At 49.0% G+C, this 26,594-nt stretch carries 28 protein-coding genes; 12 read left to right on the top strand and 16 right to left on the bottom strand.

Annotated features, from left to right (window positions below; translation table 11 throughout):
* The first annotated feature begins 24 nt into the window (after positions 1-24).
* The 3 genes from L9P87_RS15485 to L9P87_RS15495 are packed head-to-tail and all read left to right on the top strand — an operon-like array spanning position 25 to position 2,052.
* Positions 25-516: a Fur family transcriptional regulator gene (locus tag L9P87_RS15485; RefSeq protein WP_237445666.1), complete on the top strand. Its 492-nt coding sequence runs from the start codon at positions 25-27 to the stop codon at positions 514-516.
* Positions 513-1,271, top strand: coding sequence for a zinc ABC transporter ATP-binding protein ZnuC (gene znuC, locus L9P87_RS15490; protein WP_237445667.1), 759 nt, complete (start codon positions 513-515; stop codon positions 1,269-1,271). The genes L9P87_RS15485 and znuC overlap by 4 nt, the downstream gene beginning before the upstream one ends.
* Positions 1,264-2,052, top strand: coding sequence for an iron chelate uptake ABC transporter family permease subunit (locus L9P87_RS15495; protein WP_237445668.1), 789 nt, complete (start codon positions 1,264-1,266; stop codon positions 2,050-2,052). Before znuC ends, L9P87_RS15495 begins: the two co-directional genes overlap by 8 nt.
* Positions 2,053-2,071: 19 nt before the next feature.
* Here the strand turns inward: L9P87_RS15495 and L9P87_RS15500 are convergent, their stop codons facing one another.
* Genes L9P87_RS15500 through L9P87_RS15520 form a run of 5 tightly spaced genes read right to left on the bottom strand, consistent with a single transcriptional unit; the run spans position 2,072 to position 6,089 of the window.
* The gene (locus L9P87_RS15500; RefSeq protein ID WP_237445669.1) at positions 2,072-2,740 is read right to left on the bottom strand and encodes an SCO family protein; all 669 of its coding nucleotides are present in this window, start codon (positions 2,738-2,740) and stop codon (positions 2,072-2,074) included.
* Position 2,741: 1 nt separating this feature from the next.
* A complete protein-coding gene (gene cyoE, locus L9P87_RS15505) occupies positions 2,742-3,680 on the bottom strand; it encodes a heme o synthase (RefSeq protein WP_237445670.1) in 939 nt (312 codons plus the stop codon).
* 2 nt (positions 3,681-3,682) lie between these two features.
* Positions 3,683-4,711: a COX15/CtaA family protein gene (locus tag L9P87_RS15510; protein WP_237445671.1), complete on the bottom strand. Its 1,029-nt coding sequence runs from the start codon at positions 4,709-4,711 to the stop codon at positions 3,683-3,685.
* Positions 4,712-4,731: 20 nt separating this feature from the next.
* Positions 4,732-5,343, bottom strand: a complete 612-nt coding sequence (locus L9P87_RS15515; RefSeq protein WP_237445672.1) for a redox-active disulfide-containing membrane protein — start codon at positions 5,341-5,343, stop codon at positions 4,732-4,734.
* 2 nt (positions 5,344-5,345) lie between these two features.
* Positions 5,346-6,089 carry an SURF1 family protein gene (locus tag L9P87_RS15520; RefSeq protein WP_237445673.1) on the bottom strand — a complete coding sequence of 248 codons (744 nt, stop codon included), beginning with the start codon at positions 6,087-6,089 and terminating at the stop codon, positions 5,346-5,348.
* A 173-nt stretch (positions 6,090-6,262) separates the two neighbouring features.
* Here L9P87_RS15520 and L9P87_RS15525 point away from each other — a divergent pair, with 173 nt between their 5' ends.
* Positions 6,263-6,496, top strand: a complete 234-nt coding sequence (locus L9P87_RS15525; protein ID WP_237445674.1) for a twin transmembrane helix small protein — start codon at positions 6,263-6,265, stop codon at positions 6,494-6,496.
* 12 nt (positions 6,497-6,508) lie between these two features.
* Here the strand turns inward: L9P87_RS15525 and L9P87_RS15530 are convergent, their stop codons facing one another.
* The 4 genes from L9P87_RS15530 to coxB are packed head-to-tail and all read right to left on the bottom strand — an operon-like array spanning position 6,509 to position 10,798.
* Positions 6,509-7,462 (bottom strand): cytochrome c oxidase subunit 3, encoded by a 954-nt coding sequence (locus L9P87_RS15530; RefSeq protein WP_237445675.1) that lies wholly within the window; start codon positions 7,460-7,462, stop codon positions 6,509-6,511.
* A 47-nt stretch (positions 7,463-7,509) separates the two neighbouring features.
* Complete coding sequence (locus L9P87_RS15535; RefSeq protein WP_237445676.1) at positions 7,510-8,061, bottom strand: cytochrome c oxidase assembly protein; 552 nt, start codon at positions 8,059-8,061, stop codon at positions 7,510-7,512.
* 10 nt (positions 8,062-8,071) lie between these two features.
* A complete protein-coding gene (gene ctaD / locus L9P87_RS15540; protein WP_237445677.1) occupies positions 8,072-9,634 on the bottom strand; it encodes a cytochrome c oxidase subunit I in 1,563 nt (520 codons plus the stop codon).
* A 9-nt stretch (positions 9,635-9,643) separates the two neighbouring features.
* Complete coding sequence (coxB, locus tag L9P87_RS15545; RefSeq protein WP_237445678.1) at positions 9,644-10,798, bottom strand: cytochrome c oxidase subunit II; 1,155 nt, start codon at positions 10,796-10,798, stop codon at positions 9,644-9,646.
* Positions 10,799-11,138: 340 nt separating this feature from the next.
* Here coxB and L9P87_RS15550 point away from each other — a divergent pair, with 340 nt between their 5' ends.
* A complete protein-coding gene (locus L9P87_RS15550; protein ID WP_237445679.1) occupies positions 11,139-12,461 on the top strand; it encodes an MATE family efflux transporter in 1,323 nt (440 codons plus the stop codon).
* Positions 12,462-12,473: 12 nt separating this feature from the next.
* Here L9P87_RS15550 and L9P87_RS15555 read toward each other — a convergent pair whose 3' ends face one another.
* Complete coding sequence (locus L9P87_RS15555; protein ID WP_290368521.1) at positions 12,474-12,746, bottom strand: YheV family putative zinc ribbon protein; 273 nt, start codon at positions 12,744-12,746, stop codon at positions 12,474-12,476.
* 29 nt (positions 12,747-12,775) lie between these two features.
* A complete protein-coding gene (locus L9P87_RS15560; protein ID WP_237445681.1) occupies positions 12,776-14,791 on the bottom strand; it encodes a M3 family metallopeptidase in 2,016 nt (671 codons plus the stop codon).
* A gap of 131 nt (positions 14,792-14,922) precedes the next feature.
* Between L9P87_RS15560 and L9P87_RS15565 the strand changes: the two genes are divergently transcribed.
* Positions 14,923-15,510, top strand: coding sequence for a gamma carbonic anhydrase family protein (locus L9P87_RS15565; RefSeq protein ID WP_237445682.1), 588 nt, complete (start codon positions 14,923-14,925; stop codon positions 15,508-15,510).
* Here L9P87_RS15565 and aroE read toward each other — a convergent pair.
* From aroE to L9P87_RS15590, 5 genes are all read right to left on the bottom strand, one after another.
* Positions 15,467-16,294, bottom strand: a complete 828-nt coding sequence (aroE, locus tag L9P87_RS15570) for a shikimate dehydrogenase (protein ID WP_237445683.1) — start codon at positions 16,292-16,294, stop codon at positions 15,467-15,469. The genes L9P87_RS15565 and aroE overlap by 44 nt on opposite strands.
* On the bottom strand, positions 16,294-17,202 hold the full coding sequence (gene hemF / locus L9P87_RS15575; RefSeq protein WP_237445684.1) for an oxygen-dependent coproporphyrinogen oxidase: 909 nt from the start codon (positions 17,200-17,202) through the stop codon (positions 16,294-16,296). The genes aroE and hemF overlap by 1 nt, the downstream gene beginning before the upstream one ends.
* 18 nt (positions 17,203-17,220) lie before the next feature.
* Positions 17,221-17,811, bottom strand: a complete 591-nt coding sequence (gene tsaC, locus L9P87_RS15580; protein WP_237445685.1) for an L-threonylcarbamoyladenylate synthase type 1 TsaC — start codon at positions 17,809-17,811, stop codon at positions 17,221-17,223.
* 66 nt (positions 17,812-17,877) lie between these two features.
* Positions 17,878-19,020, bottom strand: a complete 1,143-nt coding sequence (gene dprA / locus L9P87_RS15585) for a DNA-processing protein DprA (protein WP_237445686.1) — start codon at positions 19,018-19,020, stop codon at positions 17,878-17,880.
* Between the two features lie 30 nt (positions 19,021-19,050).
* Positions 19,051-20,070: a LysM peptidoglycan-binding domain-containing protein gene (locus L9P87_RS15590; RefSeq protein ID WP_237445687.1), complete on the bottom strand. Its 1,020-nt coding sequence runs from the start codon at positions 20,068-20,070 to the stop codon at positions 19,051-19,053.
* 224 nt (positions 20,071-20,294) lie between these two features.
* Here L9P87_RS15590 and def point away from each other — a divergent pair, with 224 nt between their 5' ends.
* The 6 genes from def to L9P87_RS15620 all read left to right on the top strand — a co-directional run bounded on the left by def (position 20,295) and on the right by L9P87_RS15620 (position 26,594).
* Positions 20,295-20,801: a peptide deformylase gene (def, locus tag L9P87_RS15595; RefSeq protein WP_237445688.1), complete on the top strand. Its 507-nt coding sequence runs from the start codon at positions 20,295-20,297 to the stop codon at positions 20,799-20,801.
* A gap of 40 nt (positions 20,802-20,841) precedes the next feature.
* A complete protein-coding gene (fmt, locus tag L9P87_RS15600; RefSeq protein WP_237445689.1) occupies positions 20,842-21,807 on the top strand; it encodes a methionyl-tRNA formyltransferase in 966 nt (321 codons plus the stop codon).
* Positions 21,800-23,125: a 16S rRNA (cytosine(967)-C(5))-methyltransferase RsmB gene (gene rsmB / locus L9P87_RS15605; protein ID WP_237445690.1), complete on the top strand. Its 1,326-nt coding sequence runs from the start codon at positions 21,800-21,802 to the stop codon at positions 23,123-23,125. The genes fmt and rsmB overlap by 8 nt, the downstream gene beginning before the upstream one ends.
* Positions 23,126-23,200: 75 nt before the next feature.
* Positions 23,201-24,574 carry a Trk system potassium transporter TrkA gene (trkA, locus tag L9P87_RS15610; RefSeq protein WP_237445691.1) on the top strand — a complete coding sequence of 458 codons (1,374 nt, stop codon included), beginning with the start codon at positions 23,201-23,203 and terminating at the stop codon, positions 24,572-24,574.
* 11 nt (positions 24,575-24,585) lie between these two features.
* Positions 24,586-26,037, top strand: coding sequence for a TrkH family potassium uptake protein (locus L9P87_RS15615; protein ID WP_237445692.1), 1,452 nt, complete (start codon positions 24,586-24,588; stop codon positions 26,035-26,037).
* Positions 26,037-26,594: a class I SAM-dependent methyltransferase gene (locus L9P87_RS15620; RefSeq protein WP_237445693.1), complete on the top strand. Its 558-nt coding sequence runs from the start codon at positions 26,037-26,039 to the stop codon at positions 26,592-26,594. The genes L9P87_RS15615 and L9P87_RS15620 overlap by 1 nt, the downstream gene beginning before the upstream one ends.

Genomic DNA, 26,594 nt, shown 5'->3' on the forward strand with positions numbered 1-26,594 from the left:
AATAGTTATAATTCGAGACACCGTATGTCGATAGCCTTCGAACAACACAATCATCAACACTGTATTCAACAGGCTATCAGCGATGCCAAGACACTTTGTGAACAACGCAAAGTCCGGCTGACAACACTGCGTGAACAAGTATTAGCCCTGCTGTGGAACAGCCACAAACCCCTGGGCGCTTATCAGCTGCTAGAAATGATGCAGCAACAAAATCGCACCGCCGGTAATGATAAGCCATTGGCACCACCGACGGTCTATCGGGCTCTCGATTTTCTGGTAGCGCAGGGCTTGGCCCATCGTATTAGCAGCCTCAATGCCTTTATAGGTTGCTGCTCACCCAATACTGGCCACAACAGCCACTTTTTCATCTGTAGCCACTGTCAAAACGCCATCGAAATCATCAGCCAGCCTATTTCTATGGCCATCGCAGAATGCGCAGATGAAGCTGGTTTCAGCGTCAACAGCGAGGCGGTTGAGGTGCTCGGTTGTTGCACCCAATGCCAGGAAGCATTATGAACCCATTATTAAGCACCGATAAGCTCAGCTTCAGCGTTGACCAACGTACTATTTTGCAGGATATCAGCCTCAGTATCAGCAGCGGTCAAATCATGACGATTATTGGCCCCAATGGTGCCGGTAAAAGCAGCCTGATTCGCCTGATTCTCGGCCTCAACAAGCCAACCAGTGGCACCGTCAATAAGACCAAGGGACTGGTCATTGGATATATGCCGCAAAAGTTGCATATCAACCCACACCTGCCGCTGACAGTAAGACGATTTTTAAGACTGGCCGGGGCAGGAAACGACAGCATTGAGCAGGCGCTTCAGCGTACCGGCGCGCTTAAAGTAATTGACTCGCCGATGCAAAATGTTAGCGGCGGCGAACAACAACGCGTGTTATTGGCCAGGGCATTGCTGCGCAAACCTCAGCTGTTAGTTCTCGATGAGCCTGTGCAGGGTGTCGATGTGGCAGGGCAAAATGAGCTCTATCATTTGATCTCGCAACTGCGCGATGAACTTGGTTGCGCCGTCATCATGGTGTCCCATGATTTGCACTTAGTCATGGCCGCCACTGATACCGTCATCTGCCTCAATCAGCATGTCTGCTGTCATGGCCACCCCGACTCGGTCAGCAATCATCCGGCCTATTTAGAACTGTTTGGCCACCAACAAACCAGCGACCTTGCTGTTTATACCCACCACCACGATCACTGTCATGATGCCCATGGCGACGTGGTTGAAAGCGACCACAGCGAGTGCAAGCATGATTGAGTTATTATTTACTGCAACACTGGCCGCATTGTTGCTGATACTGGTTACCGGGCCACTGGGTAGCTTTGTTATCTGGAAGCGAATCGCCTACTTTGGCGACACTCTGGCTCACTCAGCACTGCTGGGCGTGGCCATCGGCATCTGGTTTTCTATCGATATTAAAATCGCCGTGGTTGGTTACTGCTTAGTGGCCGCCGCCTTACTGACAAAATTCAATCACTCCAAGCGTATCGCCTTAGACACCCTATTAGGCATCCTTTCCCATGGATCCCTCGCCATTGGTTTGGTATTGCTGTCGCTGGCTGATAATATTTTTATCGATCTTAACAGTTTATTGTTTGGCGACTTACTCGCGGTTAACAACAGTGATTTACTTTTGATCGCCGGCGTCTGTGTGCTGGTAGCCGCCGTGATCACAGCATTGTGGCGGCAGTTGCTATCAGTGACAGTTCATCCTGAACTTGCCAGTGTCGAAGGCATTAACGTCGAACGTATTGAACTGGTATTGATGTTGTGCCTGGCTCTGGTAGTGGCAATAGGTATGCAGGTGGTCGGGGTGTTACTGGTTACGGCGCTATTAATCATCCCCGCCGCCACGGCGCGGAAATTTTCCCGCAGCCCCGAGCAGATGGCACTCTATTCGATGGTCTTTGGCGTCATTGCCGTGTTGGCTGGTATGGCACTGTCGGCACTGGCCGACAGCTCTGCCGGCCCCTCCATCGTGGCAGCCTCGACACTGCTATTTCTACTGGCACAAACCCTGCCGATTAAGCAACAGTAGCGTCAGCAAAACGCCTTATTTAACTATCGTAACGCTGGTCATAATCGCCACGGATCGACCGGTATAGCAAGCGTAGTTTACCTGGGTCGAAGGGCGGTAGGAAAAATGCGTGGTAATCACCCCGCGGGTTAATCAGCGCAATATTGCCGCTATGATCCACCAGATATTCATCCGGATTGGGGCTGATCATACGCTTGTTAAAAGCCGCATTAAGACTGCTGGCAAAGCGATGGACGGAGAAAAACTCGCCGGTAATACCGACAAATTCCTCATCAAAATAGGCCATATAGGGCTTGAGTTTTTCCGGCGTGTCGCGGGCCGGATCAACACTGACCAAGACAACCTGCAAGTTGTCTGAAAATCGTTCATCGGCAATCAAGCCTTTAAACTTTGTCAGCATGGCCAGCGTTGTTGGGCAAATATCTGGGCAATACGTATAACCAAAAAATACCATCGTCCACTGACCCTCGAATCGTTTCGCATCGAAGGGGTTGCCGTACTGATCAACAAGTGTATCCATTTCGAAGTGTCGCGGCTTTTGAAGCACAACAGCACCGTTAGCCCGAAGCTCGGCACTATTCATAATCCTTGGGGATAATATCTTGTTTACCAGCAGCGCTAGGATCAACAAAATAAAACACACGACGGCCAATATAGTTTTCTTTACACCACCATTCATCGCTGCCATATCAACCACCAAGGGCCATGGCATAATGACCTGAAACAGGAAATAGCTGATGGTCTATTAGCATGATAATAAATAACGCCATCAAATAAATAATCGAATAGCGAAAGGTCGCCATCGGAATCTTACGGTCTTTGCCGATGTACAGCACGATGGCGTAGTACAAAAATATAAAACCCAGAACAACAGCAGCGGCCAAATATAGCGGGCCACTGAGACCTGTGACAAAGGGCAACAGCGTGACCACCTGCAGAATCAAGGTATAAAGCAGCACATGCAAACGGGTGTAAGCGATACCATGAGTCACCGGCAACATCGGTACATCGGCCTTGGCATAATCCTCATAACGAGCAATTGCCAATGCCCAAAAATGTGGCGGCGTCCAAGCAAAGACAATCAACACCAACAGTAAACCATGACCATCGATACTATTGGTCACTGCCACCCATCCTAACAGCGGTGGCGCAGCGCCCGCCAGACCACCGATAACAATATTCTGTGGCGTCGCATGTTTTAAAAACATGGTATAGACCACGGCATAACCAATCAGCGAGGCAAAGGTTAACCAGGCGGTAAGTGCATTGACCATGGTAAACAGCATAATCATACCGATGCTGCCGACAGTCAAAGCAAAAATAATGGCATTTTTGGGACTAACTCGTCCCTTGGCCACCGGACGTTTATCGGTTCGTTTCATAATTGAGTCGATACGATTATCGACCACATGATTGATCACCGCTGCGCTGCCAGCACACAGGCCAATGCCTATATTTCCAAAAAATACAATCTGCCATGGCACACTGCCAGGAACGGCCATATACATACCAATCAAAGACGTTAGCACTAACAGCAGCACTACCTTCGGCTTACATAATTCCAAATAGTCAGCGACGGTTTGCTTTAATGGCTGTACCTGTTCAAGCGATTGATATGCTTCGGCCATGACTATGCCCCCTTGGTAGCTTTGATAAGCTGATAATTTAAGCCGGCAACACTGACGAGTAGCAGCGCTCCAAACAGATTATGTGCCACCGCAATGGACACAGGAAAATGAAAAATAATATTACTTAAACCGAGGCCAATCTGAATAATCAATAATGCCGCCAGACACCGACCATATCGCGTCGTTTTTTCTTGCCTAAGTCTTAATAAGTTAATAATTAGCAAGCCTAACACCACAGTTGTGACCACGGCGCCGATACGATGTGATAGATGAATAGTCACCCTGGCAGTATTGTCTAAGGCGCCACCAAGATAGTTAGGACCTACAGTTTGCGAGAAATCAAAAGCATTCTCAAAATTGGTTTCAGGCAACCATTGCCCCTGACACATGGGTAAGTCTGGGCAGGCAACCGCTGCGTAATTTGAGGTAGTCCAACCACCCAAAAACACTTGTGTGATAACGACAACTAGTGCGATGGCTGCCAGCGGTTTCAACTTTTTCAGCATAGCCTGAACCGATTGATCAACCTGCCAGCCTCGCTGGTTAATTCTTAAATACAGCAACCAGAGAATAGTCAGGCTGGTAAATCCGCCCAGCAAGTGGCCAGTTACCACCTGTGGCCACAACTTCAAAGTGACCGTCCACATACCAAAAAGGCCTTGCAAGATGACGAAAGCAAGCAGAAAAAAAGCATGCTTAACCGGTGCTTGCTGGTTATTACTTTTAGCTTTATAGCAAAATACAGCAATGAAAATAGCAAACAAACCCAGGCTGCTGGCAAAATAACGATGTACCATTTCTGGCCACGGTTTCCCTGCCTCGACGGGCATATCTGGAAATGCTTGATTGGCGCGGCTGACTTCTTGTTCTGTACTCGGCCATGTTAAGTGTCCATAACAGCCCGGCCAGTCTGGGCATCCTAAACCAGCATCAACCAGCCGGGTAAATGCACCCAGCATAATGACAAAAAGAGTTAGAACACAGGCTAGCAAGACTATTTTTTTGGCAATATTATAATTTTTCTCAACCATATCTAGATCCGTATCGCTTGTTATTCAGAGTTTGAAAAAAGAAATTTCAAATCTGTTATATAGTCTTTCAATGTATTCTCTTGGCTGTAAGTCATCATTAAAAAACCTTGTTTATCTACCAGATAATACTGCGGTTTTTGTCTTTCATTAGTATTCTCTAGTGTTGTCATCAGCTGTTCTGAAGCCTTTAACTGAATCAACGCAGGGTAGTTTTTTAGCAAGTCGCTATTGAGCTTGCCCTCTCGAGATATATAGTAACGATTTAACAATGGGGCATATTTACCAATTGCTTTATGTGTCTGGCGAATGAAATACAATGAATTTAAACAATCACTTTTGCAGCCGTTTTTAGGCTCTTGGTACAACATCGACCAGGTCACACCCTGGCCGGGAATCGTCGATTCATCCTGCCCTGAAATGACAGCCAGCTGATCAGAAATTTGTGCAGCAGGGACCACTAACTGGCCTCTATTCTTAGTTCCTGTTGGCATGCCCACACCTGTCACATAGACAAAGGTGGATGCCGCAATCATGAGTATTGGCAGGGCTAATATTGCACTCAGTTTTAAACGTGTTGCCCATAAAGGGCTTTGTTTTGTCGACCGATCTTCGATGCTGGATGAAGTTTGCATGGCTACTGCTCGCGGGGTAATTGTTGTTTAATATATGCGATTAAATTGCTGCTATTAATCAGATAGAGAAGCAACAATACTGCTGCCATTGAAAACCATTGTAGGGCGTAAGCTTGATGCTTCTCTGGTGCAACATTTATCACTATACGTTCAAATTTTTCAACACCTGACTCCGCTGCATCCAGCCAAATTAAATAGGGATACAACGGCATATCGAAGTACTGTTGGAAATTTTCAAAATCTTTTGTTTGTATTACTGCCGGCCACTGCTGTGCATACTGCTCATCTGCTAATGCAAATGATTTCTCAGTAAAACTAACAGCCTCACCGCTGACCGAAACACTGTTGTTAGCTGGTATTTCTGGCAATATTTTCCGATCTAAACTTCCTCTTAACCAACCGCGCACCGTCATATATACAGCGCTTCGATCACTGTTATAGAAAGGAGTAAACAGGAGGTAACCGAACTGGCGATGATACATCTGATTGTCGAGTAAAAAATTAATGCGCGGTGAAAAATTACCGTTGATTAGCACTCGCTGTCCGCTTGCAATATCTACGTTTGCGGCGCTGCTAATATCTCGCTGTGACTGCTGATGGTTGGCCTCAGCTATTATTATTTGTTGTTTTTCTTCCGCCCTGTGCAGCTGCCAAATACCCAGATAAACCAAGGCTGAAAAGCAGGCAACAAAAAGTAATGAGAGCCAGAAATTGGGGTGAAATTTAAACGCTACCGCCGACAACATCTACAAATACCTACTAACCGCTATATTATTTTTATTATTTTTCCCTGGTCATAAGACCAACTGTTGCTTGGTTATTTATTGCTATGGTTAAACCAAGACTTGCATTATGATAGTTATAAACTGCCATACAAATAGCAATATTGCTATGCCTATATAATAAAAAAGGATTCATTATGTGGCTAAAAATTGCCATTGTTATTATTTTTTTCTTACTACTAATCAGTCTTTTTAGCGGCCTATTTTTCTTACTTAAAGATCAAGGAAACAGTAAAAGAACTCTCCACTCACTCACCCTTCGCGTCTCTCTAACTGCCATTTTACTCGGCTTGGTTAGTTACGGTGTCATCAGCGGTGAGTTAAAATCGCAAGCGCCATGGGATAGAGCTACGGCGCAACAGACACCGTAGCCACCCATCAAGTTAGATGATATAGACGAATAGGAATAGTCCCAGCCACACCACATCAACAAAGTGCCAATACCAAGAGGAGGCTTCAAAACCGAAGTGCTCCTCAGGTGTAAAGTCACCACGCGAAATAGAACGTAACCACTGCACCGCCAACATAATACCGCCCATGCAAACATGGAAGCCGTGAAAGCCGGTCAGAATGAAGAAAGTGGAGCCATAGATGCCTGATTCCAGCGTCAGGCCTAGATGCGTATATGCCTCATAATATTCATAGATTTGAAAGCCGACAAAGGTAAAACCTAGTAGCAAGCTTATCGCCAACCAATTGTTGAATGCCTTACGCTTATTTGCCTTCAGTGCCGAGTGTGCGAAATGAACTGTAACACTGGAAATAACCAATAAAATGGTATTGATTAAGGGAATATGCCAGGGGTCGACCACTTCTCTCGCCGAGGTAAACTCGCCATTATTGGCAATCACTTGGTTGGCAATACCGACAGTTTCCTGCGGTGTAGAAACCAGTGGCCAACTATATTCAAAGCCGCTCCATAGATATTCATTGGTCAGGGCACCGTCACCCTCACCGGCCAACCAAGGCACGGATAGGTTTCGCGCATAAAATAACACGCCAAAGAAACAGGCGAAGAACATTACCTCAGAGAAGATAAACCACTGCATACCTAACACATAGGAATGCTTAAGCTGTGGGCTATTCAACCCCTGCTTCTCTTCAATTATGGTCACTCTAAACCAAGAAAATAGCGTTAAAATAAAGCAACCCAGACCGGTATAGAAAATCATCCAACCATTGGGGTTTGCCACATCGGCGAACTTAGGGTTTAAACTATTAATACCGTCGCCAACGCCGACTACCATGATGGCAACAGCGATTGCCATGCAAATGGCCAGCTTGCTTTGCTCCGGTACATAATAGGTTTCATTATCTGCAGTTGTTTGCTCTGCCATGATACGACCTCGTTTTGTTGTTATTATTATCGCAGCCAGTGCGCGCCTTAGTTGGTCGCGACCTTGTTGTTGCCGAATCCCTCGGTAACATCAAATAGGGTATACGATAAGGTGATTGTATGTATGTCTTTAGGTAGCTCTTGATCAACGACAAAACGTAGTGGCATATCAATTTCTGTGCCTGCCTCTAGCGTCTGCTGGTTAAAACAAAAGCACTCTGTTTTATGAAAATATGCCGCCGCTCTTGACGGTGAAACACTTGGGACAGCCTGTGCAATCATAGTTTTTGATAATGGGTTTTTTGCATAAAAAGCAGTATTGGTTAATGCGCCCGGATGCACCGACAATTCACGATCATTCGGGCTAAAACTCCACATCATTTGATCATTATTCATTGCTATAAATTGAATCTTAACTGTTCGCGTTTCATCAACGGCAGCCTCAACAGACTCATATTTAGTCCCCGAGGTTTTACCATTGAGCCCTGTTACATCACAGAGCACATCGTAGATCGGAACGAGGAGAAAACCGAAACCAAACATTGCGGCAGTCAAAAGAAATAACTTTTTTACCGTTTGCGTAATACTGGTCTCGGCCATCTCAGACCCCCTACTTTACTGTCGGTGGTGTGGTAAAGGTATGGTAAGGCGCCGGCGATGGAACCGTCCATTCCAAGCCCTCTGCTCCATCCCAAACCTTGGCCTTCTCGGTCTTCTTGCCCGCGACAATACAATGGATCACGTTATATAAGAAGAACAGCTGCGAGGCGCCATAGAGAAAGGCACCACAACTTGAGATCATATTAAAATCTGCAAACTGTAAGGCGTAATCCGGAATACGACGCGGCATACCAGCAAGGCCGACAAAGTGCTGTGGGAAGAAGGTAATATTAAAGCCTATGAATGAGATCCAGAAATGCGCCTTACCCATCGTCTCGTTATACATTCTGCCCGTCCACTTGGGCAACCAGAAGTAAACCGCTGCCGACATACTGAAGATTGCACCTGCGACCATTGTGTAATGGAAATGCGCGACAACAAAATATGAATCATGATACTGGAAGTCGACCGGTGCCATCGCCAGCATAACACCGGACAAACCGCCGATGGTAAACAGGAAGACAAAGGCAATACTGAACAGCATCGGCGTCTCAAACGTGATTGCACCGCGATACATCGTGGCAATCCAGTTAAACACTTTCACCCCTGTTGGCGCCGCAATCAACATGGTTGCGTACATAAAGAACAGCTCACCAGCCAACGGCATGCCAACAGTATACATATGGTGTGCCCATACAATAAAACTGAGGAAGGCAATAGACGCGGTGGCGTAAACCATTGAATCATAACCAAACAAAGGCTTTCGCGAGAAGGCGGGGATAATCTGCGACACCACACCAAAGGCTGGCAAGATAATGATATAAACCTCAGGGTGCCCGAAGAACCAGAAGATATGCTGGAACAACACAGGGTCACCACCACCGGCAGCACTGAAGAATGAGGTGCCGAAGTGAATATCCATCAGCATCATGGTCACCGCACCCGCCAGTACCGGCATTACCGCCACCAACAAGAAGGCAGTAATCAACCAAGTCCAGACAAACATTGGCATCTTCATATACGTCATACCCGGGGCACGCATATTCATTACCGTGGCAATGATATTAATCGAGCCCATGATCGAAGAAGCCCCCATGACATGGACACCAAAAATAAAGAAAGTGACGCTTGGCGGCGCATACGTTGTCGATAACGGTGCGTAGAAGGTCCAGCCAAAGTTCGGTGCTCCCCCTTCCATAAACAGCGATGACAACAATACTGCAAAGGCAAAGGGTAGCAGCCAAAAGCTAAGGTTGTTCATCCGTGGCAAGGCCATATCTGGCGCCCCAATCATCATCGGAATCAACCAGTTAGCAAGACCGACAAAGGCCGGCATAATGGCACCAAAGACCATGATCAATCCATGCATCGTCGTCATTTGGTTAAAGAATTCAGGCTCGATTAATTGCAGCCCTGGCTGAAATAATTCAGCGCGAATAATCATGGCAAAAGCGCCGCCAGTTAAGAACATGGCAAAGCTAAACCACAGGTACAGTGTTCCTATATCTTTATGGTTGGTTGTTAGTATCCAACGCATGATGCCCTTTTTAGGGCCGTGATGATGATCACCCATAATATCCCCCTATTGGCCTTTCTTAGCGTTATATACGTCAATGGCTTGGACGGTATCGCCCATATTGTTACCCCAGGCATTTCGCTGGTATGTGGTAACTGCCGCTGCATCTAAATCATTCAACTGGTTACCAAAAGCCTGCATGGCAGTACCAGGCACACCGTTAATAACTACATCTAAATGCTGACTAATATCGCCCATGGCAATAGCAGATCCGGCAATCGCCTTACCTACGCCACCCTGGCCTTGATCACCATGACACGCCATACACTGACTGTTATAGACAGACTCTCCCCGGGCAACCATTTCATCGAGGGTAAACGTCTGAGCCATGAGCTCTTTTAATTTGGCAGATTCTTGCTGTTTGCCTGCAAGCCAGCTGTCGTATTCGTCCTGCTCAACCACCTTAACAACAATCGGCATAAAGCCGTGGTCGCGACCGCAAAGCTCAGCGCACTGACCGCGATAAACGCCGACCTCTAACGGTTTTGTCCAGGCTTCATTCACAAAACCAGGAATAGCATCTCGCTTCACTGCCAAGGCAGGTACCCACCAGGCGTGAATAACGTCGGCGGCGGTGACCAGAAAGCGCACCTTTTTGCCAACAGGGATAACCATCGGTTCATCAACTTCAAGCAGGTAATGCTCACCCTTGGCGTCTTCGTTATTTATTTCACGTTGCGGCGTTGTCAAACTACTGAAGAAGGAGACAGTTTCACCACTGTCGTTTAAATATTCATATTTCCACTTCCACTGATAACCGGTAATCATAATATCCAGTTCAGAATCACTGGTATCGTAGACCTCAATCAATGTTTTTGTGGCAGGAAAAGCCATTGCAATCAAGATGATGCAAGGGATTATCGTCCAGACGATTTCAACCTTGGTGTTCTCGTGAAATTGTGAAGCTGTGCGTCCAGTAGACTTTCTATGGGCAATCAGTGCGTAGAACATCACACTAAATACGACAACAGCAATGACGATACATAGAATAAAAATATCCATGTGTAAGTCATAAACCTTTTGACCAACCTCTGTAACCCCTGGGGCCAAATTGGTTTGCCAGCGTTGGGCTTCCTCGGCATAGGATGCAGACGCTAAACTAGCGAGTAAAACTGCAAAACCGTGCACGATCCAACGAAGCGGATGCGCTCGTAACAACATACCTAGATGTCTCCATTTTATTGTTATTTAATCCATCTACACGCCCTTATAAAGGCGCTAAAATTCAACAATAGAAATAAAGCCAAACACCATAGGTGCCGAAATAAAAAATTTGAAAAACTAGGACAAGTGATTACCACTACCTGAACACTGCACGTAATTTATTATGGCACTACATCTCGTAGCTTATTACAACGTACAACACTACCCATGGTATCCGACAAGAATTATTCCTTATGCCGAGTACGGTAAAACGGCTTCAGTATACCAAATCGACTACAATAAACACTATATAATCACACTTAATTATTCTTTGTCGTTATAAAAAACAGGCTCAATTATGCAAAAAAAAGTCAGCTATTTAGCCCTCTGGGCAATGGCGTGGCCAATGTTACTGTCTAACATTTCTGTACCGCTACTGGGCTTGGTCGACACAGCCATTCTCGGTCATCTCGACAGCGCCAAGTACCTGGCAGCCGTCGCCATGGGAGCCTCGGTTATTGGCTTTATTTATTGGAGTTTCAATTTTCTACGCATGAGCACCACCGCCTCAACGGCACAGGCTATCGGTCGCGATGATCAACAAGAATCGGAGCTTGTTGGTTTTAGAGCGGCTATTGTCGGCCTCTTCATAGGCCTGATACTCTTTGTTTTTCATCCGCCGTTAGTTGACTTGGTAGTGGCTCAAATGGGTGATAATAACGAAGTAAAACAATTAGCTATAGAGTATATTGGCATACGAATATACAGTGCTCCAGCGGTACTTATCAGCTATGCGCTGATCGGCTGGTTCATTGGAAATAAACAGGCAAAAGTGCCGCTGATGTTAGTTGTTGTTACTAACAGCATTAATATTGTGCTCGATTATACGTTTGTTATTCATTGGAACATGAACAGCGCCGGTGCCGCTTGGGCGACACTGGTGGCCGAATACAGCGCCGCGACCTTGGCAGTATTATTCTATTTAAAACACAGTAAATCACCACTGAGTAAGCTCCGCCTGGCGCTGAATAAGACCAAACTATTAGCGCTGTTGGCAATCAACAGGCCACTGTTTGTCAGGACTGTTATTCTGCTCGGCAGTTTTCTATTTTTTACCACTCAAGGTGCGAACCAAGGCAGTGATATCGTCGCCACCAACGCCATCATTATGAATCTTATCCTAACGATATCATTTGCCATGGATGGTTACGCCCATGCCTGCGAGGCGTACTGTGGTGAAGCCTTGGGTCGCAAAGATATGCCGATGTTTTTTCTGACCATTCGTTACTGTTTGCACTTTTGTATTGGTACCGCGGTGCTGTTCACTGTTTTCTTTATCTCGGCCCAAACGGTTTTAATTTCTCTGTTTACCACTATTGCTCACATTCAAATTTTGGCCGCTGAGTATTGGATCTGGCTGGTGATCGCACCGGCAATTTCGTTTCTAACCTATTTATTTGATGGCGTGTTCATCGCTGGATCAGACACCAAGGCGATGCAGAACACTTTGATATTTTCCGCCTTTGGCGTCTATTTTCCTGTTTGGTATTTTAGCCAAGGAATGGGCAACCATGGCTTATGGTTGGCTTTTAGTTGCTTTACCGTTGCAAGGTTTGCTTCGCTTTACCTGTGTTACCGGCGCAATAATACGCAGTTAAGTTGGCCACCACTACAGCAGTGACAGCAACACAAATCAATGGTCTTTACGATGCAGGCCAGGGTCTATTAACTGAACAACCTGCACCTCATCTTCATGCGACAACGGCTTCTCGCCCAAGCGAGGTTGATTGACTCGTGTTTCAACCTCTTCTTTCGCCACTTGGTCATTCATCACATCGGTATACCCACAACTAACACACTCTCTGTGCTGCCCCTCGTCGTCATTCCAACTTTTAATCTTATCCATTCCGCTACAGCGCGGGCAAACCGCACCGGCAACGAATCTTTTTATAATTTTCTTTGGCATAGCTACCTCTTAGTAGACCAAACTACCTATTAATGCTGTTTAACAATTCCACTGTGGCGCAATAGAGCCAAAGTTTCAGGCTTGCGCCCTCTAAAGGCAACAAACAAGTTCATCGCCTCGTCACTGCCTCCTCGCTGGAGAATATTGGTTAAAAATGACTGTCCTGTGGCGCGATCAAAAATGCCGTTTTCTTCAAACAGAGAATAAGCATCTGCAGACAATACTTCAGCCCACTTATATGAGAAATACCCGGCACTGTAGCCACCGGCAAAAATATGGCTAAAGCTGTGCTGAAATCGATTACTCGCCGGCGGCAACATCACCGCTACGCGACGGCGTATTTTATCAAGCTCGGCTTGAATATCGATGTTATCGGCGCTGTGAATTGCCATATCAAATAATGAAAACTCTAGCTGCCGCACCATCATCATGCCCGACTGATAGTTTTTAGCAGCCAGCATTTTTTCTAATTGCTCAACCGGCAATGGCTCGCCAGTCTGATAGTGACCCGAGATCATCGGAATAACCTCCGGTTCCCAGCACCAGTTTTCCAAGAATTGGCTCGGTAGCTCCACTGCATCCCAAGAGACCCCATTAATACCGGACACTGCGCCAACTTCAACCTCAGTTAACATATGATGTAGGCCGTGGCCAAACTCATGAAACAGGGTCGTCACCTCGTTATGGGTCAGCAGTGAGGGCAGGGTAGAAGTCGGTGCACTGAAGTTGCAGGTCAGAAACGCCACTGGTAACTGCAAGCTGCCATCGGCTAATCGGCGACGAACACGGCAATCGGCCATCCAGGCACCGCCTCGCTTGCCGCTGCGGGCGTAGATATCAAAATAGAACTGGGCGATAATCTGATCGTCTTTCAATATGCTAAACAGCTGCACATCGGGGTGATAGCTATCGAAACTCTGCTGACGCTCAAAACTGACCCCGAACAACGAGGAGGTCACTGCCAACAAACCCTCGATCACCTTCTCTGCCGGGAAATAGGGGCGCAGCTGTTCCTGATCGAAGGCGTAGGTCTGCTGTTTTAATTTTTCGCTGTAATAGGGCACATCCCAGCTATCCAATGCGGTCACATCGAACTGCTGGCGACAGAACTGCTGTAGCTCAGTCAAATCGTTTTTTGCTACCGGTATGGCTTGGCCGGCCAGGTCGAGCAAAAAGTCCTCAACCTGTTGCGGTGTTTCAGCCATCTTGGTGGCCAGTGAGCGGTCAGCATAACTGGCAAAACCCAGCAGGTCAGCCAGCTTTGATTTGAGCTGAAGAATCTCATCCATCAAGCCACTGTTATCCCACTGTCCCTGCCCCGGTCCCTGATCCGATGCCCTCGTGGTAAATGCCGTGTATAACTCCTCACGCAAGCCACGGTTGTCCGCATACTGCATCAAGGGCAGGTAACAGGGGATATCCAGGGTCGCCAGCCAACCTGTCAGTGACTTTGCTGTGGCCTGCTCAGCCATGGCCTGCTTTACCATCTCGGGGACTCCGAGTAATTCCGCCTCATCGGTAATCAGCCTGTGCCAACCCTGCGTCGCATCTAATACGTTATTGGCGTACTGCGTCGACAACTCACTCAAACGCTGCTTATATTCGCCGAACAACGCCTTATCACTATCCCCCAGCGCCACACCGCTGAGCTTGAAATCACGGATCGCATTGTTAACAGCCTTCTGCTGCGCTTGGCTTAGTTGTTTAAAGTCGGCACGATCTGCCACCGCCTGATAGGCACTGTAAAGAGCGTCGTTTTGGCCGACCTCGGTGCTGTAGGCAGTCAGTAAGGGCAGGGCGCTGTTGTAAGCCTCACGCATTTCATCGGTGTTTTGTACCGCGTTGAGATGGCTGATCGGTGACCAAAAGTGATTAAGCGCCTCGTCAATCGCCTCCATCGGCTCAGCCAGCGTCTGCCAGCTGAAATCATCCTGTGAGGCAAGTGCGTCTATCTTATTGAGACTATCCTGTAGCAGTCTATCTAGGTCACTGACAATGCTATCTATTTTAATTTCGCTGAAATTAGGCAGATCTATTTTATTCACAAAAACTTCCTTTATTCACCAGCTTTACACACAGCGAAAAGCCACTGCAACGCCTTGGTTTGTTGACGTATAATAAACGTTATCGATTAATAATGGTGGCGATGCCGCCAAATAAAAAGGTAACAGCTGCGATGACCACTAAAAACATCCGTTCGTTTCAAGGCCACAGCCCAACGCTGGGTAACCAAGTTTTTATCGACTCTTTCGCCTGTGTCATCGGTGACGTCGAGCTTGGCGACGACTCATCTGTCTGGCCCTTTACTGTGATTCGCGGTGATATGCACAAGATCCGCATTGGTCAACGCACCAGCGTCCAGGATGGCAGCATTTTGCACATCACCCACGCCAGTGATTACAATCCCGGCGGCTACCCGCTAACCATTGGTAACGATGTCATTGTTGGCCACAAGGTGACACTGCATGGTTGCACAATTGGCAATGAGGTATTGATAGGTATCGGTTCAATTATTCTCGATGGCGCAGTCATTGAAGACAAGGTGGTCATAGGTGCCAATACCCTGGTACCACCGAATAAAACCTTAGAAAGTGGCTACCTTTATATAGGCAGCCCCGCCAAGAAGGCCCGAGCACTGAGCGAAAAAGAGATGAACTTTTTCAAATACAGTGCCGGTAATTACGTCAAACTCAAAAATCAGCACATCGAGTCGCGCAGGATTAGCCGGCCAGCTGTTGCCGTATCGCCGCAATCACCGGCTTAACCGCCGGTGTCACGCCTCGCCATAAGGCAAAAGACTCCGCTGCCTGGCCAACCAACATGCCAAGCCCGTCGGCAGTTATCGCGCCATGCTCACCTGCCCAACGCATAAACACCGTTGCTTCTGACCCGTACATCATATCGTAGCAACGTGCCCCTGGTGCCAGTAACTGCGCAGACAGCGGTGGCAAATCGCCGGCCAGCGAGGCCGAGGTACCATTGATAATGAGATCAAAGGCAAAGCCCTCCAGGGCCTCATAACCACAGCCAACCACCCGACAGTCGCCATCGAATGCCTTGGCCAAACTGGCCGCTTTCGAGGCCGTTCGGTTGGCGATGACCACGCTGGCCGGGCACTGTTCCAACACTGGGCCGAGTACGCCACGAACAGCACCGCCAGCGCCAAGTATCAACACACGCTTACCCTTGATTGGCCAAACCAGATGTTCAGTGATATCTCTCACCATGCCAACGCCGTCGGTGTTATCGCCGACAATCGTGCCATCTGACTGCAGCGCCAAGGTATTCACAGCGCCCGCCTGGCGCGCCCGTTTTGTTAAGGTATCAGCTAATTCATAGGCCTCTAACTTAAACGGTACGGTTATATTCAAGCCCTTACCGGAGGCGGCAAAGAACTGCTTAACCGCATCGTTAAAGCCGTCGACGTCAACGCATTGCTTATGATATTCAATGGCTTCGCCAGATTGTTCGGCAAAGCTTTCGTGAATCTGTGGTGAGCGTGAGTGCTTGATTGGGTTGCCAAAAACAGCGTATTGGTCCACCGACATCACAGCCACTCCCGCGGTTTTAAATAGTGCTCGTACAGCTCAGCTTCCGGGCTGCCGGGTTCGGGCTGATAGTTGTACTGCCAGTGCGCCACCGGTGGTAACGACATCAATATAGATTCGGTTCGGCCGCCAGTTTGCAAGCCGAACAGGGTGCCCCGGTCAAAAACCAGATTGAACTCGACATAGCGACCGCGACGATAAAGCTGGAAATTGCGTTCATTATCACCAAACTCACGGCTTTTATTGGCTGCAAGAATAGGCTGGTAGGCTGGGATAAAACTGTCGCCGACCGCCTGCATAATGGCAAAACTTTGCTCGAAGCCACCGTCGTTCAGGTCGTCGAAAAACAGGCCGCCAACGCCGCGGGTTTCATCGCGATGTTTGAGATAAAAGTAGTCATCACACCACTTCTTATAGCGGCGATAATAATCTTCACCGAAAGGTAGCAGCGCAGCGAAGGCTGTCTGGTGCCAGTGCTGGCAGTCTGCCTCTACTGGATAGTAGGGGGTTAAATCATAGCCACCACCAAACCACCAAACCGGCTCGCAGCCTTCTTTTTCGGCGACAAAGAACCGAACATTGGCATGTGAAGTCGGTGCATAAGGGTTATTCGGGTGAATCACCAACGACACCCCCATGGCCTTAAAAGAGCGGCCGGCTAATTCTGGTCGGTGTGCCGTCGCCGAGGCTGGCATTGAGGCACCCTCTACATAGGAGTAGTTAACCCCCCCTTTTTCTATCGCGGCACCATCGACCAAGACTCGGGTCCGACCACCGCCACCCTCTGCTCGCACCCAATTATCTTCCACAAAGACGGCACCACCATCCTCATCCTGCAAGGCCTGACAAATACTATCCTGCAGGGCCATGAAATATTCTTTTACCGCTGAGATATCAACTTGAGACATAACGTATTCCTATCAACACTAACCGCCGGCCCGAACAACATTGCCGGTTAATAAATCTTTGATTGTAGATGCTTTTTGGTTTTTTCCGACACGCCCTGGTGCGAGCTGCAAAGACTCACCGGCAAAATATTTTCTAACTTTCACGCTGCTTGTTGCCGAGGGCTTACCCTGAGGGTTTGCCGACGTCGACACAATCGGCCCACCGACCTGCCGACAAAGCGCAGTCACCACCGGGTGATTGGAAACGCGCAGCGCCACGGCGCTGTGGTCACCTGAGATCCAGGGTGGCACTGTACCATTATTGGGCACCAGCCAGGTGTTGGCACCAGGCCAGCTTGCGGCCAATGTCTCACGTTGCTCTGCGCTCAGCCCCATTAGCTGCGACGAAAACTGCTCAATATTTGCCGCCACCAGAATCAAGCCTTTGCGCCAGCTGCGTTTTTTCAGTGCCAAAATTTGCTCAACGGCCTGCTGATCATCGGGTAAACATCCCAACCCCCAAACAGCCTCGGTCGGGTAGGCAACAACACCACCCGCGAGAATAGTCTCGGCACAGCTGCGGACACCCTGGTGGTTAAGCCAGTGATTTTTAAGGGGAGGAACAGACATTTGCTACCAATAAACGATTAATTTCTTTTGTTGATTCTACCCTAGCATCATCCACTTGCCTATGACTTAAGACCTCAAACGCTGATAGCCGCCGGCCTCCAGCACCACAGCTCCGGCCAACTCCAGCGTCAAGATGATCGCCGCTAAATCGGCTATTGAACAACCACTGCGCTCGACAATCATATCGACATCCGTCGGCTGAAAATCGACAGCCTCCAGCACCATTCTTTCGTCATCACTCAGCGTCAACTGAGAGGGGGAACTTACTGTATCCGGCTCTTCGGCAGAGTGCTGGCTGGCCATAAAGGCCAACCCTCCCTGCAACTGGGCAACAATATCGGCACTGGTCTCAACCAGGGTGGCGCCGTGTTTAATCAATTGATGGGGCCCGCGACTCAGGGGATTGTGGATGGAACCGGGGATGGCAAACACTTCTCGGTCGTAATCCAGCGCCAATCGCGCGGTGATTAACGAACCACTTTTAACCTTGGCCTCGACCACCAAACAACCCAGACTCAAGCCTGCAATGATGCGATTTCGGCGTGGAAAATTTCGCGCCAAGGGTTCTGTTGCCAGCGGGTATTCGGAAACAATAACCCCCTCAACAGCAATTTGCTGATGAAGCTGTTTATTCGCCCGCGGGTACACCACATCGAGGCCAGCACCAATCACCGCCACCGTTGCCCCCTGTGATAACGCCCCGCGATGGGCTGCCGCATCGACACCTTGCGCCAAGCCACTGGTCACGGTAAAACCGCTGGCCACAAGATCGGCGGCAAACATCGCAGTCGTTTCAGTACCGCTTTTGCTGGCCGCACGACTACCGACAATCGCCAGTTGCGGCTGCGCCAATAATGCCGTGTTACCGAGACAATACAGTACGATGGGCGGATCACTAATCTCTCGTAATAATGCGGGATAATCAGGGTGGAACCAATGAACAATACTGCCATTGTTGGCGGCCAGCCATTGTTGTTGCGGCGCAGCAACCTGTAACGCTGCCGCACCCAATCCATCGGCCTGTTCAATGCTGGCAATCGACAAAATCAGGGGCGGAGCAAGACCGCAGGCTGTTTTTGTCGCCCTGCGAAGGAAATCATCAAGGTTGTTACTGGCTGCCAATAATGGCAACACACGGCTGATTGTTAAACCGCGTAGCCGATGCAAAGCAATCCACTTTGCATCGGTTAAAACTTGCTTGTCATCCATGACGTCACAACGAGTTGTAGTAAATAGAAATTAGGGCATTGCGACCTTATCGTCGACAGAAAGACCTTGATTGGCACGCAATACCAAGCCATAGCTCAGCTTATCAAACACACGGAAAACCATCATCAAACCGGCGCGCTCATCGGGCAGCTGAACTAGCTCATCGGCAACCTTATCCTTTACTACTTCGCCAACCTTCATAATCGATAAGACATTACCCTCAGCCAAGCCATCTCGCTCGCCTCGGTTAATGATGACAATGCTCATCTTACCCACCTGCGACACACCACCTTCGACGCCAATAATCAGGCCATCAACCTCTTCATCGGGAGCGCTTGGCTGATAGACAGCAGTAATTGCACGCTGTTCCGATACCAAGATTTTATCGCCGATACGAATCTCTTCGGTGCTTCTGTTGACGTCCATTGTTGCAATATCGGTATCCATCGACGAAATATTCGTCGAGGCTATATTGCGTAGCTGTAGGCCCAATATTTCATTGGTATCTGGATCGGTAAATAGTGTCTCTTCGCGGAAAACTCCGTAGGTCACATCCTCATCTAAGAATTCGCCTCGAGCGTAAACTTGATCACCGGCACCGGTAATTAGGTGGCGCTTGCCACCGGCAACAACATAGGGCTTCCCCTCTAACTCACTCGGCTCAACAAAACGCCCCTTACTCAGAAAGGCATCAATTTTGCCCAGCGGAATCGCAGGAATGGCTCGACCATGCTCGCTGTCACGCATTTGTGGGCTCAATTTCACTGTGCCGCCACGCTTGACCATGACCCTTGGTTGGCCATCAACATATACCAAGGACAGTACATCCCCTGGGTAAATTAAATGCGGATTGCTGACCTGCGGGTTTACCTGCCAAATCTCTGGCCACTTCCATGGGTCATTAAGAAAATTGCCTGAGATATCCCACAGTGTGTCACCCTTCACAACAACATAGTTATTAGGATGGCCCGGTTTAAGCAAGGTGTCTCCAGCCGCCAGTACCGATGAGATTAAGCTAAGCCCAATGAGAGCTGCAAGCCACTTTTTCATGTATACCATCCCTTAAATTCACTTGTTATTGTTAAATCACTGCCCCTATTACACACGGGCTGGTAAAATAGTCTGCTTATATTGTAATCGATGATCTATTTTTTACATTGATCATATGCGAAGAGCAAGCTCCACCTGTTTGATTCTGCCTACAGCTATTTGTTAGTTGTCATAATCTTAGCAGTTGTGCTCGCGAAGATACTAGAGGTTATTCACAGATCCAGATGGCTATTCTAAATATACTCGAATTTCCAGACCCACGACTCAGAACAATTGCGCAAGATGTTGATATTGTAGACGACTCTGTGCGAAATATTATAGATGACATGTTTGAAACCATGTATGACGCACCGGGGATCGGTCTTGCCGCAACGCAGGTAGACATTCATCGTCGTATTGTTGTTATTGATATTTCAGAAGAAAAAGACGATCCCCTGGTCTTGATCAACCCTTCTTACGAGATTTTAGACAATACTAATCACGAATACGATGAGGGCTGTTTGTCTGTCCCGGGGTTCTACGAAACCGTTGAGCGCCCAGTCAGTATCCGCCTGAACGCCCTCGATCGTAACGGCGATGCCTATGAGTTAGAGACAGACGGTTTATTAGCAGTCTGCATACAGCATGAGCTTGATCACCTAGACGGCACCCTGTTTGTCGACCATATTTCTAAGCTCAAGCGTAACCGTATCCGTAAAAAACTCGAAAAACAGCACGCTCGCTCACGCTGATTTTCGTACACCTGAACCACAAAAGGTATCAAACTGCTCAATGGCTAATCACGAAGAAAAGTCCGGCCTAAATATTATTTTTGCCGGCACCCCCGAGTTTTCGGCTCGCCACCTTCGCGTATTAATAGAATACAGCACCCATAACATTGTTGCGGTTTATACCCAACCCGACCGACAGTCAGGCCGCGGTAAAAAAGTGGTGCCGACACCGGTGAAGCAGGTTGCTCTTGAGCACGATATTCCAGTGTTTCAGCCGCTCTCTTTAAAAGGAGATGAAGAGCAGCATTTGTTGCGCAGCCATAATGCCGACCTCATGGTGGTGGTTGCCTATGGTTTGATTCTCCCTCAGCCAGTGCTCGACGCACCGCGTCTAGGCTGTATTAATGTACACGCGTCAATTTTGCCACGCTGGCGCGGTGCTGCGCCAATCGAGCGTGCAATTGAAGCCGGTGACGCCGAAACAGGCATTACCATTATGCACATGGATATCGGTCTTGATACCGGCGATATGATCAGTAAGGTCTACTGCCCCATCGACGGCCATGAAACCGGTGATTCCTTACGTGAGAAGATGATACCAATCGGTCAGGCTGAGCTTGTGCGAGTTTGCAATGACTTACTAACAGGTAATATTGAAGGCGAGCAACAGGAGGACAGCCTCAGCAACTATGCCCCCAAGCTTAGTAAGCAAGAAGGCCTTATCGACTGGTCACATTCCGCTCAATCACAGATGAACAAAATCCACGCCTTTAATAGCAGTAATGTCTGCTATACCGACTTAAATGGCGAGCGCATCAAGGTATGGCAGGTTGATATTGCCGATGGCGATTCCGATCAACTAGCCGGTACCATTATAGAGTGCAGCAAGAAGCGCGTCGTTGTTCAGTGCGCCGAGCAAGCCCTGGTGTTGAAGCAATTACAGCTGCCCGGCAAAAAAGCCATGGACACAGCCTCAGTGTTGAATTCTCGTCGTGAATGGTTTGCCGAGGGCAACCGTTTTGACTAATGCGACTCCGATCAAGGCGAAGAACACCCGTGCACAGGCTGCACGGTTAATCGCCCAACTAATGATCAATCAATCCTCGCTGGCTAACTTAATCCCCAAATACCTGCCGACTATCGACCCTCAAGACAGCGGGCTTTTTAAAGAGCTGTGTTTTGGCTCGATGCGCTATTTCCCTCGACTGGCAGGCATTGCCAATCAACTGATCAAAAAGCCGCTGAAAGAAAAAGACAACGACATCTATGCACTGCTCATCCTCGGCCTCTATCAATTGAGCTATACCAGAGTGCCCGATCACGCTGCACTAGCGACCACTGTCGACGCCAGTGTTGCGCTGCGTAAGAACTGGGCAAAGTCTTTTATCAACGGCGTGCTGCGCCAATATCAGCGCCATGCCGATACTCTGATCGACAACCTATCGGAGGCGGAACGATTCAGTCACCCTGACTGGTTTTTGGGCATGGTGAAAAAACGCTGGCCCGATTATATCGATCAAATCATCGTCGCTAATAATGTCCAACCACCCATGACACTGCGTGTGAATGGGCTGAAGACCAACCGCGATGACTACCTTGCGCTGCTGGCGGAGCAGGGCATCGATGCCAAGGCCTGTCAATACAGTGTCGATGGTATCAACCTTAGCCACGCCAAGGCAGTGGAAGAATTACCCCATTTTTCTCAAGGTTGGGCCAGCGTACAGGATGAGTCGGCCCAACTCGCTGCCGGTTTAATCGGCATTAAAGACGGTGAGCGTGTGCTCGACGCCTGCTGTGCGCCCGGTGGCAAAACCTGCCACCTATTAGAGCAGGGCACCACGGCAACCGTTCACGGCTTGGAACTGGTCGAAGGCAAGCTCGAACGTGTCGAGCAAAACTTACAACGCCTAGGCCTGCAAGCAACACTGTTTGCCGGCGATGCCTCCGAGCCGGAGCACTGGTTCGACGGCCAGCAATACGACAAGATATTACTCGATGCCCCCTGTTCTGCCACCGGGGTGATACGGCGCAACCCCGATGTCAAAGTGATGCGGCAACCGGAGGACATCGCCACTCTGGCGGAGCTACAACTTAAAATATTAACGGCTCTATGGCCGCTGCTAAAGCCTGGTGGTCGTTTGGTTTATGCCACTTGCTCAATCATGCCGCAGGAAAACAGCTTATTGCTTAAACGCTTTGCCGAGCTCACCGGTGACTGCCAGCATCGGCCAATAGCGGCGGCGTGGGGTATCGAACAAACCTTTGGCCGACAGCTGCTGACAGGGCTGCAGGACGGCGATGGTTTCTTCTATGCTTGCATCGAAAAGGCTACAGGCGGACAATAGTAAGCATAACAAGATCTAACAGAACTATTATGGCCACAATCACTAGCCAGCCGGCTATGGGGTAACTGTTTAGCGATGAAAATCTTAATTCTTGGTGCCGGTCAGGTCGGTGGAACGCTGGCTGAGAGTCTCGCCAGCGAGAAAAATGATATTACCGTCATTGATACCGACGTCCCCAGGCTGAAAGAGCTTCGTGATCGGCTCGATATCAGCACTATTCGCGGCAGCGCCTCTCACCCCAACATATTGAAGAATGCCGGTGCCGAGGATGCCGATATATTAATCGCCGTCACCAACAGTGACGAAATCAATATGATCGCCTGCCAAGTGGCTCAGACCCTGTTCCATATACCGACAAAAATCAGCCGCATACGCGCCACGCCCTACCTGTTAAAGAAAAAACTGTTTGCCCCCGAAGCCATACCCATCGACGTCATCATCAGCCCTGAGCAGTTGGTGACTAACTATATTAAGCGGTTGCTCGAGCATCCAGGCGCCTTACAGGTTGTCGACTTTGCCAAGAGCAAGGTGCAGTTGGTCGCTGTCAAAGCCTATTATGGTGGCCCGATGGTCGGTCAAGAACTGAAACAAATACGCGAGCATATGCCGAATGTTGACACTCGGGTGGCTGCTATCTTCCAGCGCGACCAAGCCATTATCCCCAAGGCTGATACCGTGGTTGAGGCCGATGACGAAGTGTTCTTTATCGCTGCCAAGGACAATATCACCGCCGTCATGGCCGAACTTAGACGGCTGGACACCCCCTATAAACGTATTACCATCGCCGGTGGTGGTAATATCGGTGAGCGCTTGGCTGAATCGATAGAGACTCGCTTTCAGGTTAAGCTCATCGAGCAGAACCTCAGTCGTTGCCGACAGCTTTCAGAAAACCTTAACCGAACCATTGTGCTGCACGGCCATGCATCGGATAAAGACTTATTGCAGGCAGAAAACATCGAAGACTGCGATGTCTTTTTAGCGCTGACCAATGATGACGAGGCCAACATCATGTCTTCGATGCTGGCCAAACGCCTAGGCGCCGGCAAGGTCATCACCCTGATTACCAACCCCGCCTACGTCGATTTGGTTCAAGGTGGCGAGATCGATGTTGCTTTATCTCCCCAGCAAATTACCATCGGCAGCTTGCTAACCCATGTCCGCAGTGGCGATATGGCAAACGTACACAGCCTTCGTCGCGGTGCGGCCGAAGCCATTGAAATTGTTGCCCATGGTGACAGCCGATCCAGCAAAGTGGTCGGCAAGAGTATCGGCGAAATCGATCTGCCCAACGGCGTTACTATTGGTGCCATCGTCCGCGCAGAGGAGGTGCTCATCGCCCATAAAAACATTGTTATCCAAACCGATGATCACGTTATCTTGTTCTTAGTCGACAAAAACAAAAGCAAGGAAGTCGCCCAACTGTTTCAAGTTGGCTTTGGCTTCTTCTAAATAGGCTAATAATGCACTTACCCACTATCTTCCGCACCGTTGGTTTTTTGCTGATGCTGTTCAGCTTAACCATGCTGCTGCCGGCCATGGTATCGCTGATCTACCAAGACGGGGCGATTTATCATTTCCTCAACGCCTGCCTAATCACCTTCGGTATCGGAGCCGGTATCTACCTACCACTTCGCCACCAGAAGAAAGATTTACGCACCCGCGACGGTTTCTTAATCACCGCGTTATTCTGGATCGTTCTCGGCCTATTCGGTGCCTTGCCGTTATATTTATCGGACTCGCCCAGCCTCAGCGTCACCGATGCGGTGTTCGAATCGATCTCTGGGCTCACCACAACTGGCGCGACGGTGATTACTGGCCTCGATGAACTGCCAAAGTCCATCCTCTTTTACCGCCAGATGCTGCAGTGGTTAGGTGGCATTGGTATCATCGTCATCGCTGTCGCCATCCTGCCTATGTTGGGTATCGGTGGCATGCAGCTATACCGGGCTGAAACACCGGGGCCGGTAAAAGATAATAAATTAACGCCGCGCATCACCCAGACAGCCAAGACGCTGTTCTTAATTTACCTTTACCTAACAGCAGCTTGCGCGATCAGCTACTGGTTGGCCGGCATGACGTTGTTCGACGCTGTTGGTCACTCATTTTCCACTGTTGCCATCGGTGGCTTTTCCACCCATGACGCCAGCATGGGCTACTACGCCAACAACCCCGTCATTCTGTTTATTGCCTGCGTCTTCATGATCATCGCCGGCATCAACTTCGCCCTCCACTTCGGCGCCTTCCGTGGCTATAGCTTCAGTCAGTATCGGCAAGATCCCGAGTGCTGGTTTTATCTTTGCTTTCTCTTTGGCGCCAGTATCGTGGTGTCGTTGCTGCTGTATTTTCACCACACCTACGACTTCGCCGATAGCTTTCTTTACGGAGTATTTCAGGTGGTTTCTATCGCCACAACCACGGGGTTTGCCACCACCGATTTCTCGGCCTGGCCAAGTTTACTGCCCTTTCTATTGCTGACCTTTGCCTTTCTCGGCGGCTGTGCCGGCTCGACCGGTGGCGGTATCAAGATGATTCGCGTATTACTGATCGCCAAGCAGGGCTTTAGAGAGCTTCGTCAACTGATACACCCCAATGCTGTCATTCCGTTAAAACTGGGCAACCGGGTGATGGAAAACAAGGTCATTGTCGCGGTGTGGAGCTTCTTCTCGGTTTACATTATGGTGTTTCTGATGTTGATGATGGCGTTGATGCTGACCGGCATCGATTTTATCACGGCCTACTCCGCGGTTGCCGCCTCAATCAACAACCTCGGTCCCGGCCTCGGCACCGTCTCAGCGCACTTTGGCGACTTAAACCATGCGGCGAAGTGGTTGCTTTGTCTTGCCATGCTGCTCGGTCGATTAGAAGTCTTTACCCTGCTGGTCATTTTAACCCCGGCTTTTTGGCGACGATAGTGAACATCGAAAAACAACAAAAATGGGATCAACGCTACCGGCAGCAAGCCGACCAAGACACCAGCGCCTGCGCTGTACTGCAACAGTATCAACACCTTTTGCCCTCACAGGGCAGGGCGCTGGATCTCGCCTGTGGTCTCGGGGGCAATGCTTTACTGTTAGCTGAAAAAGGGCTCGATGCGGAGGCCTGGGACATCTCCTCCGTCGGCCTCGGACAACTGAATAAAATCGCCGAAGCGCGACAGCTTTCTATTGCTTGCCAACTACGTGATGTCGAGCAACAGCCACCGGAGCAGTCGTTGTTCGACGTCATCTGTGTCAGTTATTTTCTGCACCGTGAGAGCTGCCAACAGCTGGTCTCGGCACTCAAGCCGAATGGCCTGTTGTTCTACCAAACCTTTAATGTCGATAACAAGAATGGCCCCAGCAACCCCAAGTTTGTACTGGCACGTAACGAATTGTTGAGCTTGTTTGCCGACTTGGAGGTGATCAGTTACTTAGAGAATGATCGTAGCCAGCTCAATGGACAGAGCTGGCTGGTAGCGCGTAGGCGCTGA

The organism is Sinobacterium norvegicum, from assembly GCF_923077115.1.
Classification (GTDB): Bacteria; Pseudomonadota; Gammaproteobacteria; order Pseudomonadales; family Sinobacteriaceae; genus Sinobacterium; species Sinobacterium norvegicum.

What these genes read in the sequence shown, in the direction of transcription:
- L9P87_RS15485 (WP_237445666.1), top strand. Translation starts at nt 25, where the DNA reads ATGTCGATAGCCTTCGAACAACACAATCATCAACACTGTATTCAACAG.
- znuC (WP_237445667.1), top strand. Translation starts at nt 513, where the DNA reads ATGAACCCATTATTAAGCACCGATAAGCTCAGCTTCAGCGTTGACCAA.
- L9P87_RS15495 (WP_237445668.1), top strand. Translation starts at nt 1,264, where the DNA reads ATGATTGAGTTATTATTTACTGCAACACTGGCCGCATTGTTGCTGATA.
- L9P87_RS15500 (WP_237445669.1), bottom strand. Translation starts at nt 2,740, where the DNA reads ATGGCAGCGATGAATGGTGGTGTAAAGAAAACTATATTGGCCGTCGTG.
- cyoE (WP_237445670.1), bottom strand. Translation starts at nt 3,680, where the DNA reads ATGGCCGAAGCATATCAATCGCTTGAACAGGTACAGCCATTAAAGCAA.
- L9P87_RS15510 (WP_237445671.1), bottom strand. Translation starts at nt 4,711, where the DNA reads ATGGTTGAGAAAAATTATAATATTGCCAAAAAAATAGTCTTGCTAGCC.
- L9P87_RS15515 (WP_237445672.1), bottom strand. Translation starts at nt 5,343, where the DNA reads ATGCAAACTTCATCCAGCATCGAAGATCGGTCGACAAAACAAAGCCCT.
- L9P87_RS15520 (WP_237445673.1), bottom strand. Translation starts at nt 6,089, where the DNA reads ATGTTGTCGGCGGTAGCGTTTAAATTTCACCCCAATTTCTGGCTCTCA.
- L9P87_RS15525 (WP_237445674.1), top strand. Translation starts at nt 6,263, where the DNA reads ATGTGGCTAAAAATTGCCATTGTTATTATTTTTTTCTTACTACTAATC.
- L9P87_RS15530 (WP_237445675.1), bottom strand. Translation starts at nt 7,462, where the DNA reads ATGGCAGAGCAAACAACTGCAGATAATGAAACCTATTATGTACCGGAG.
- L9P87_RS15535 (WP_237445676.1), bottom strand. Translation starts at nt 8,061, where the DNA reads ATGGCCGAGACCAGTATTACGCAAACGGTAAAAAAGTTATTTCTTTTG.
- ctaD (WP_237445677.1), bottom strand. Translation starts at nt 9,634, where the DNA reads ATGGGTGATCATCATCACGGCCCTAAAAAGGGCATCATGCGTTGGATA.
- coxB (WP_237445678.1), bottom strand. Translation starts at nt 10,798, where the DNA reads ATGTTGTTACGAGCGCATCCGCTTCGTTGGATCGTGCACGGTTTTGCA.
- L9P87_RS15550 (WP_237445679.1), top strand. Translation starts at nt 11,139, where the DNA reads ATGCAAAAAAAAGTCAGCTATTTAGCCCTCTGGGCAATGGCGTGGCCA.
- L9P87_RS15555 (WP_290368521.1), bottom strand. Translation starts at nt 12,746, where the DNA reads ATGCCAAAGAAAATTATAAAAAGATTCGTTGCCGGTGCGGTTTGCCCG.
- L9P87_RS15565 (WP_237445682.1), top strand. Translation starts at nt 14,923, where the DNA reads ATGACCACTAAAAACATCCGTTCGTTTCAAGGCCACAGCCCAACGCTG.
- aroE (WP_237445683.1), bottom strand. Translation starts at nt 16,294, where the DNA reads ATGTCGGTGGACCAATACGCTGTTTTTGGCAACCCAATCAAGCACTCA.
- hemF (WP_237445684.1), bottom strand. Translation starts at nt 17,202, where the DNA reads ATGTCTCAAGTTGATATCTCAGCGGTAAAAGAATATTTCATGGCCCTG.
- tsaC (WP_237445685.1), bottom strand. Translation starts at nt 17,811, where the DNA reads ATGTCTGTTCCTCCCCTTAAAAATCACTGGCTTAACCACCAGGGTGTC.
- dprA (WP_237445686.1), bottom strand. Translation starts at nt 19,020, where the DNA reads ATGGATGACAAGCAAGTTTTAACCGATGCAAAGTGGATTGCTTTGCAT.
- L9P87_RS15590 (WP_237445687.1), bottom strand. Translation starts at nt 20,070, where the DNA reads ATGAAAAAGTGGCTTGCAGCTCTCATTGGGCTTAGCTTAATCTCATCG.
- def (WP_237445688.1), top strand. Translation starts at nt 20,295, where the DNA reads ATGGCTATTCTAAATATACTCGAATTTCCAGACCCACGACTCAGAACA.
- fmt (WP_237445689.1), top strand. Translation starts at nt 20,842, where the DNA reads ATGGCTAATCACGAAGAAAAGTCCGGCCTAAATATTATTTTTGCCGGC.
- trkA (WP_237445691.1), top strand. Translation starts at nt 23,201, where the DNA reads ATGAAAATCTTAATTCTTGGTGCCGGTCAGGTCGGTGGAACGCTGGCT.
- L9P87_RS15615 (WP_237445692.1), top strand. Translation starts at nt 24,586, where the DNA reads ATGCACTTACCCACTATCTTCCGCACCGTTGGTTTTTTGCTGATGCTG.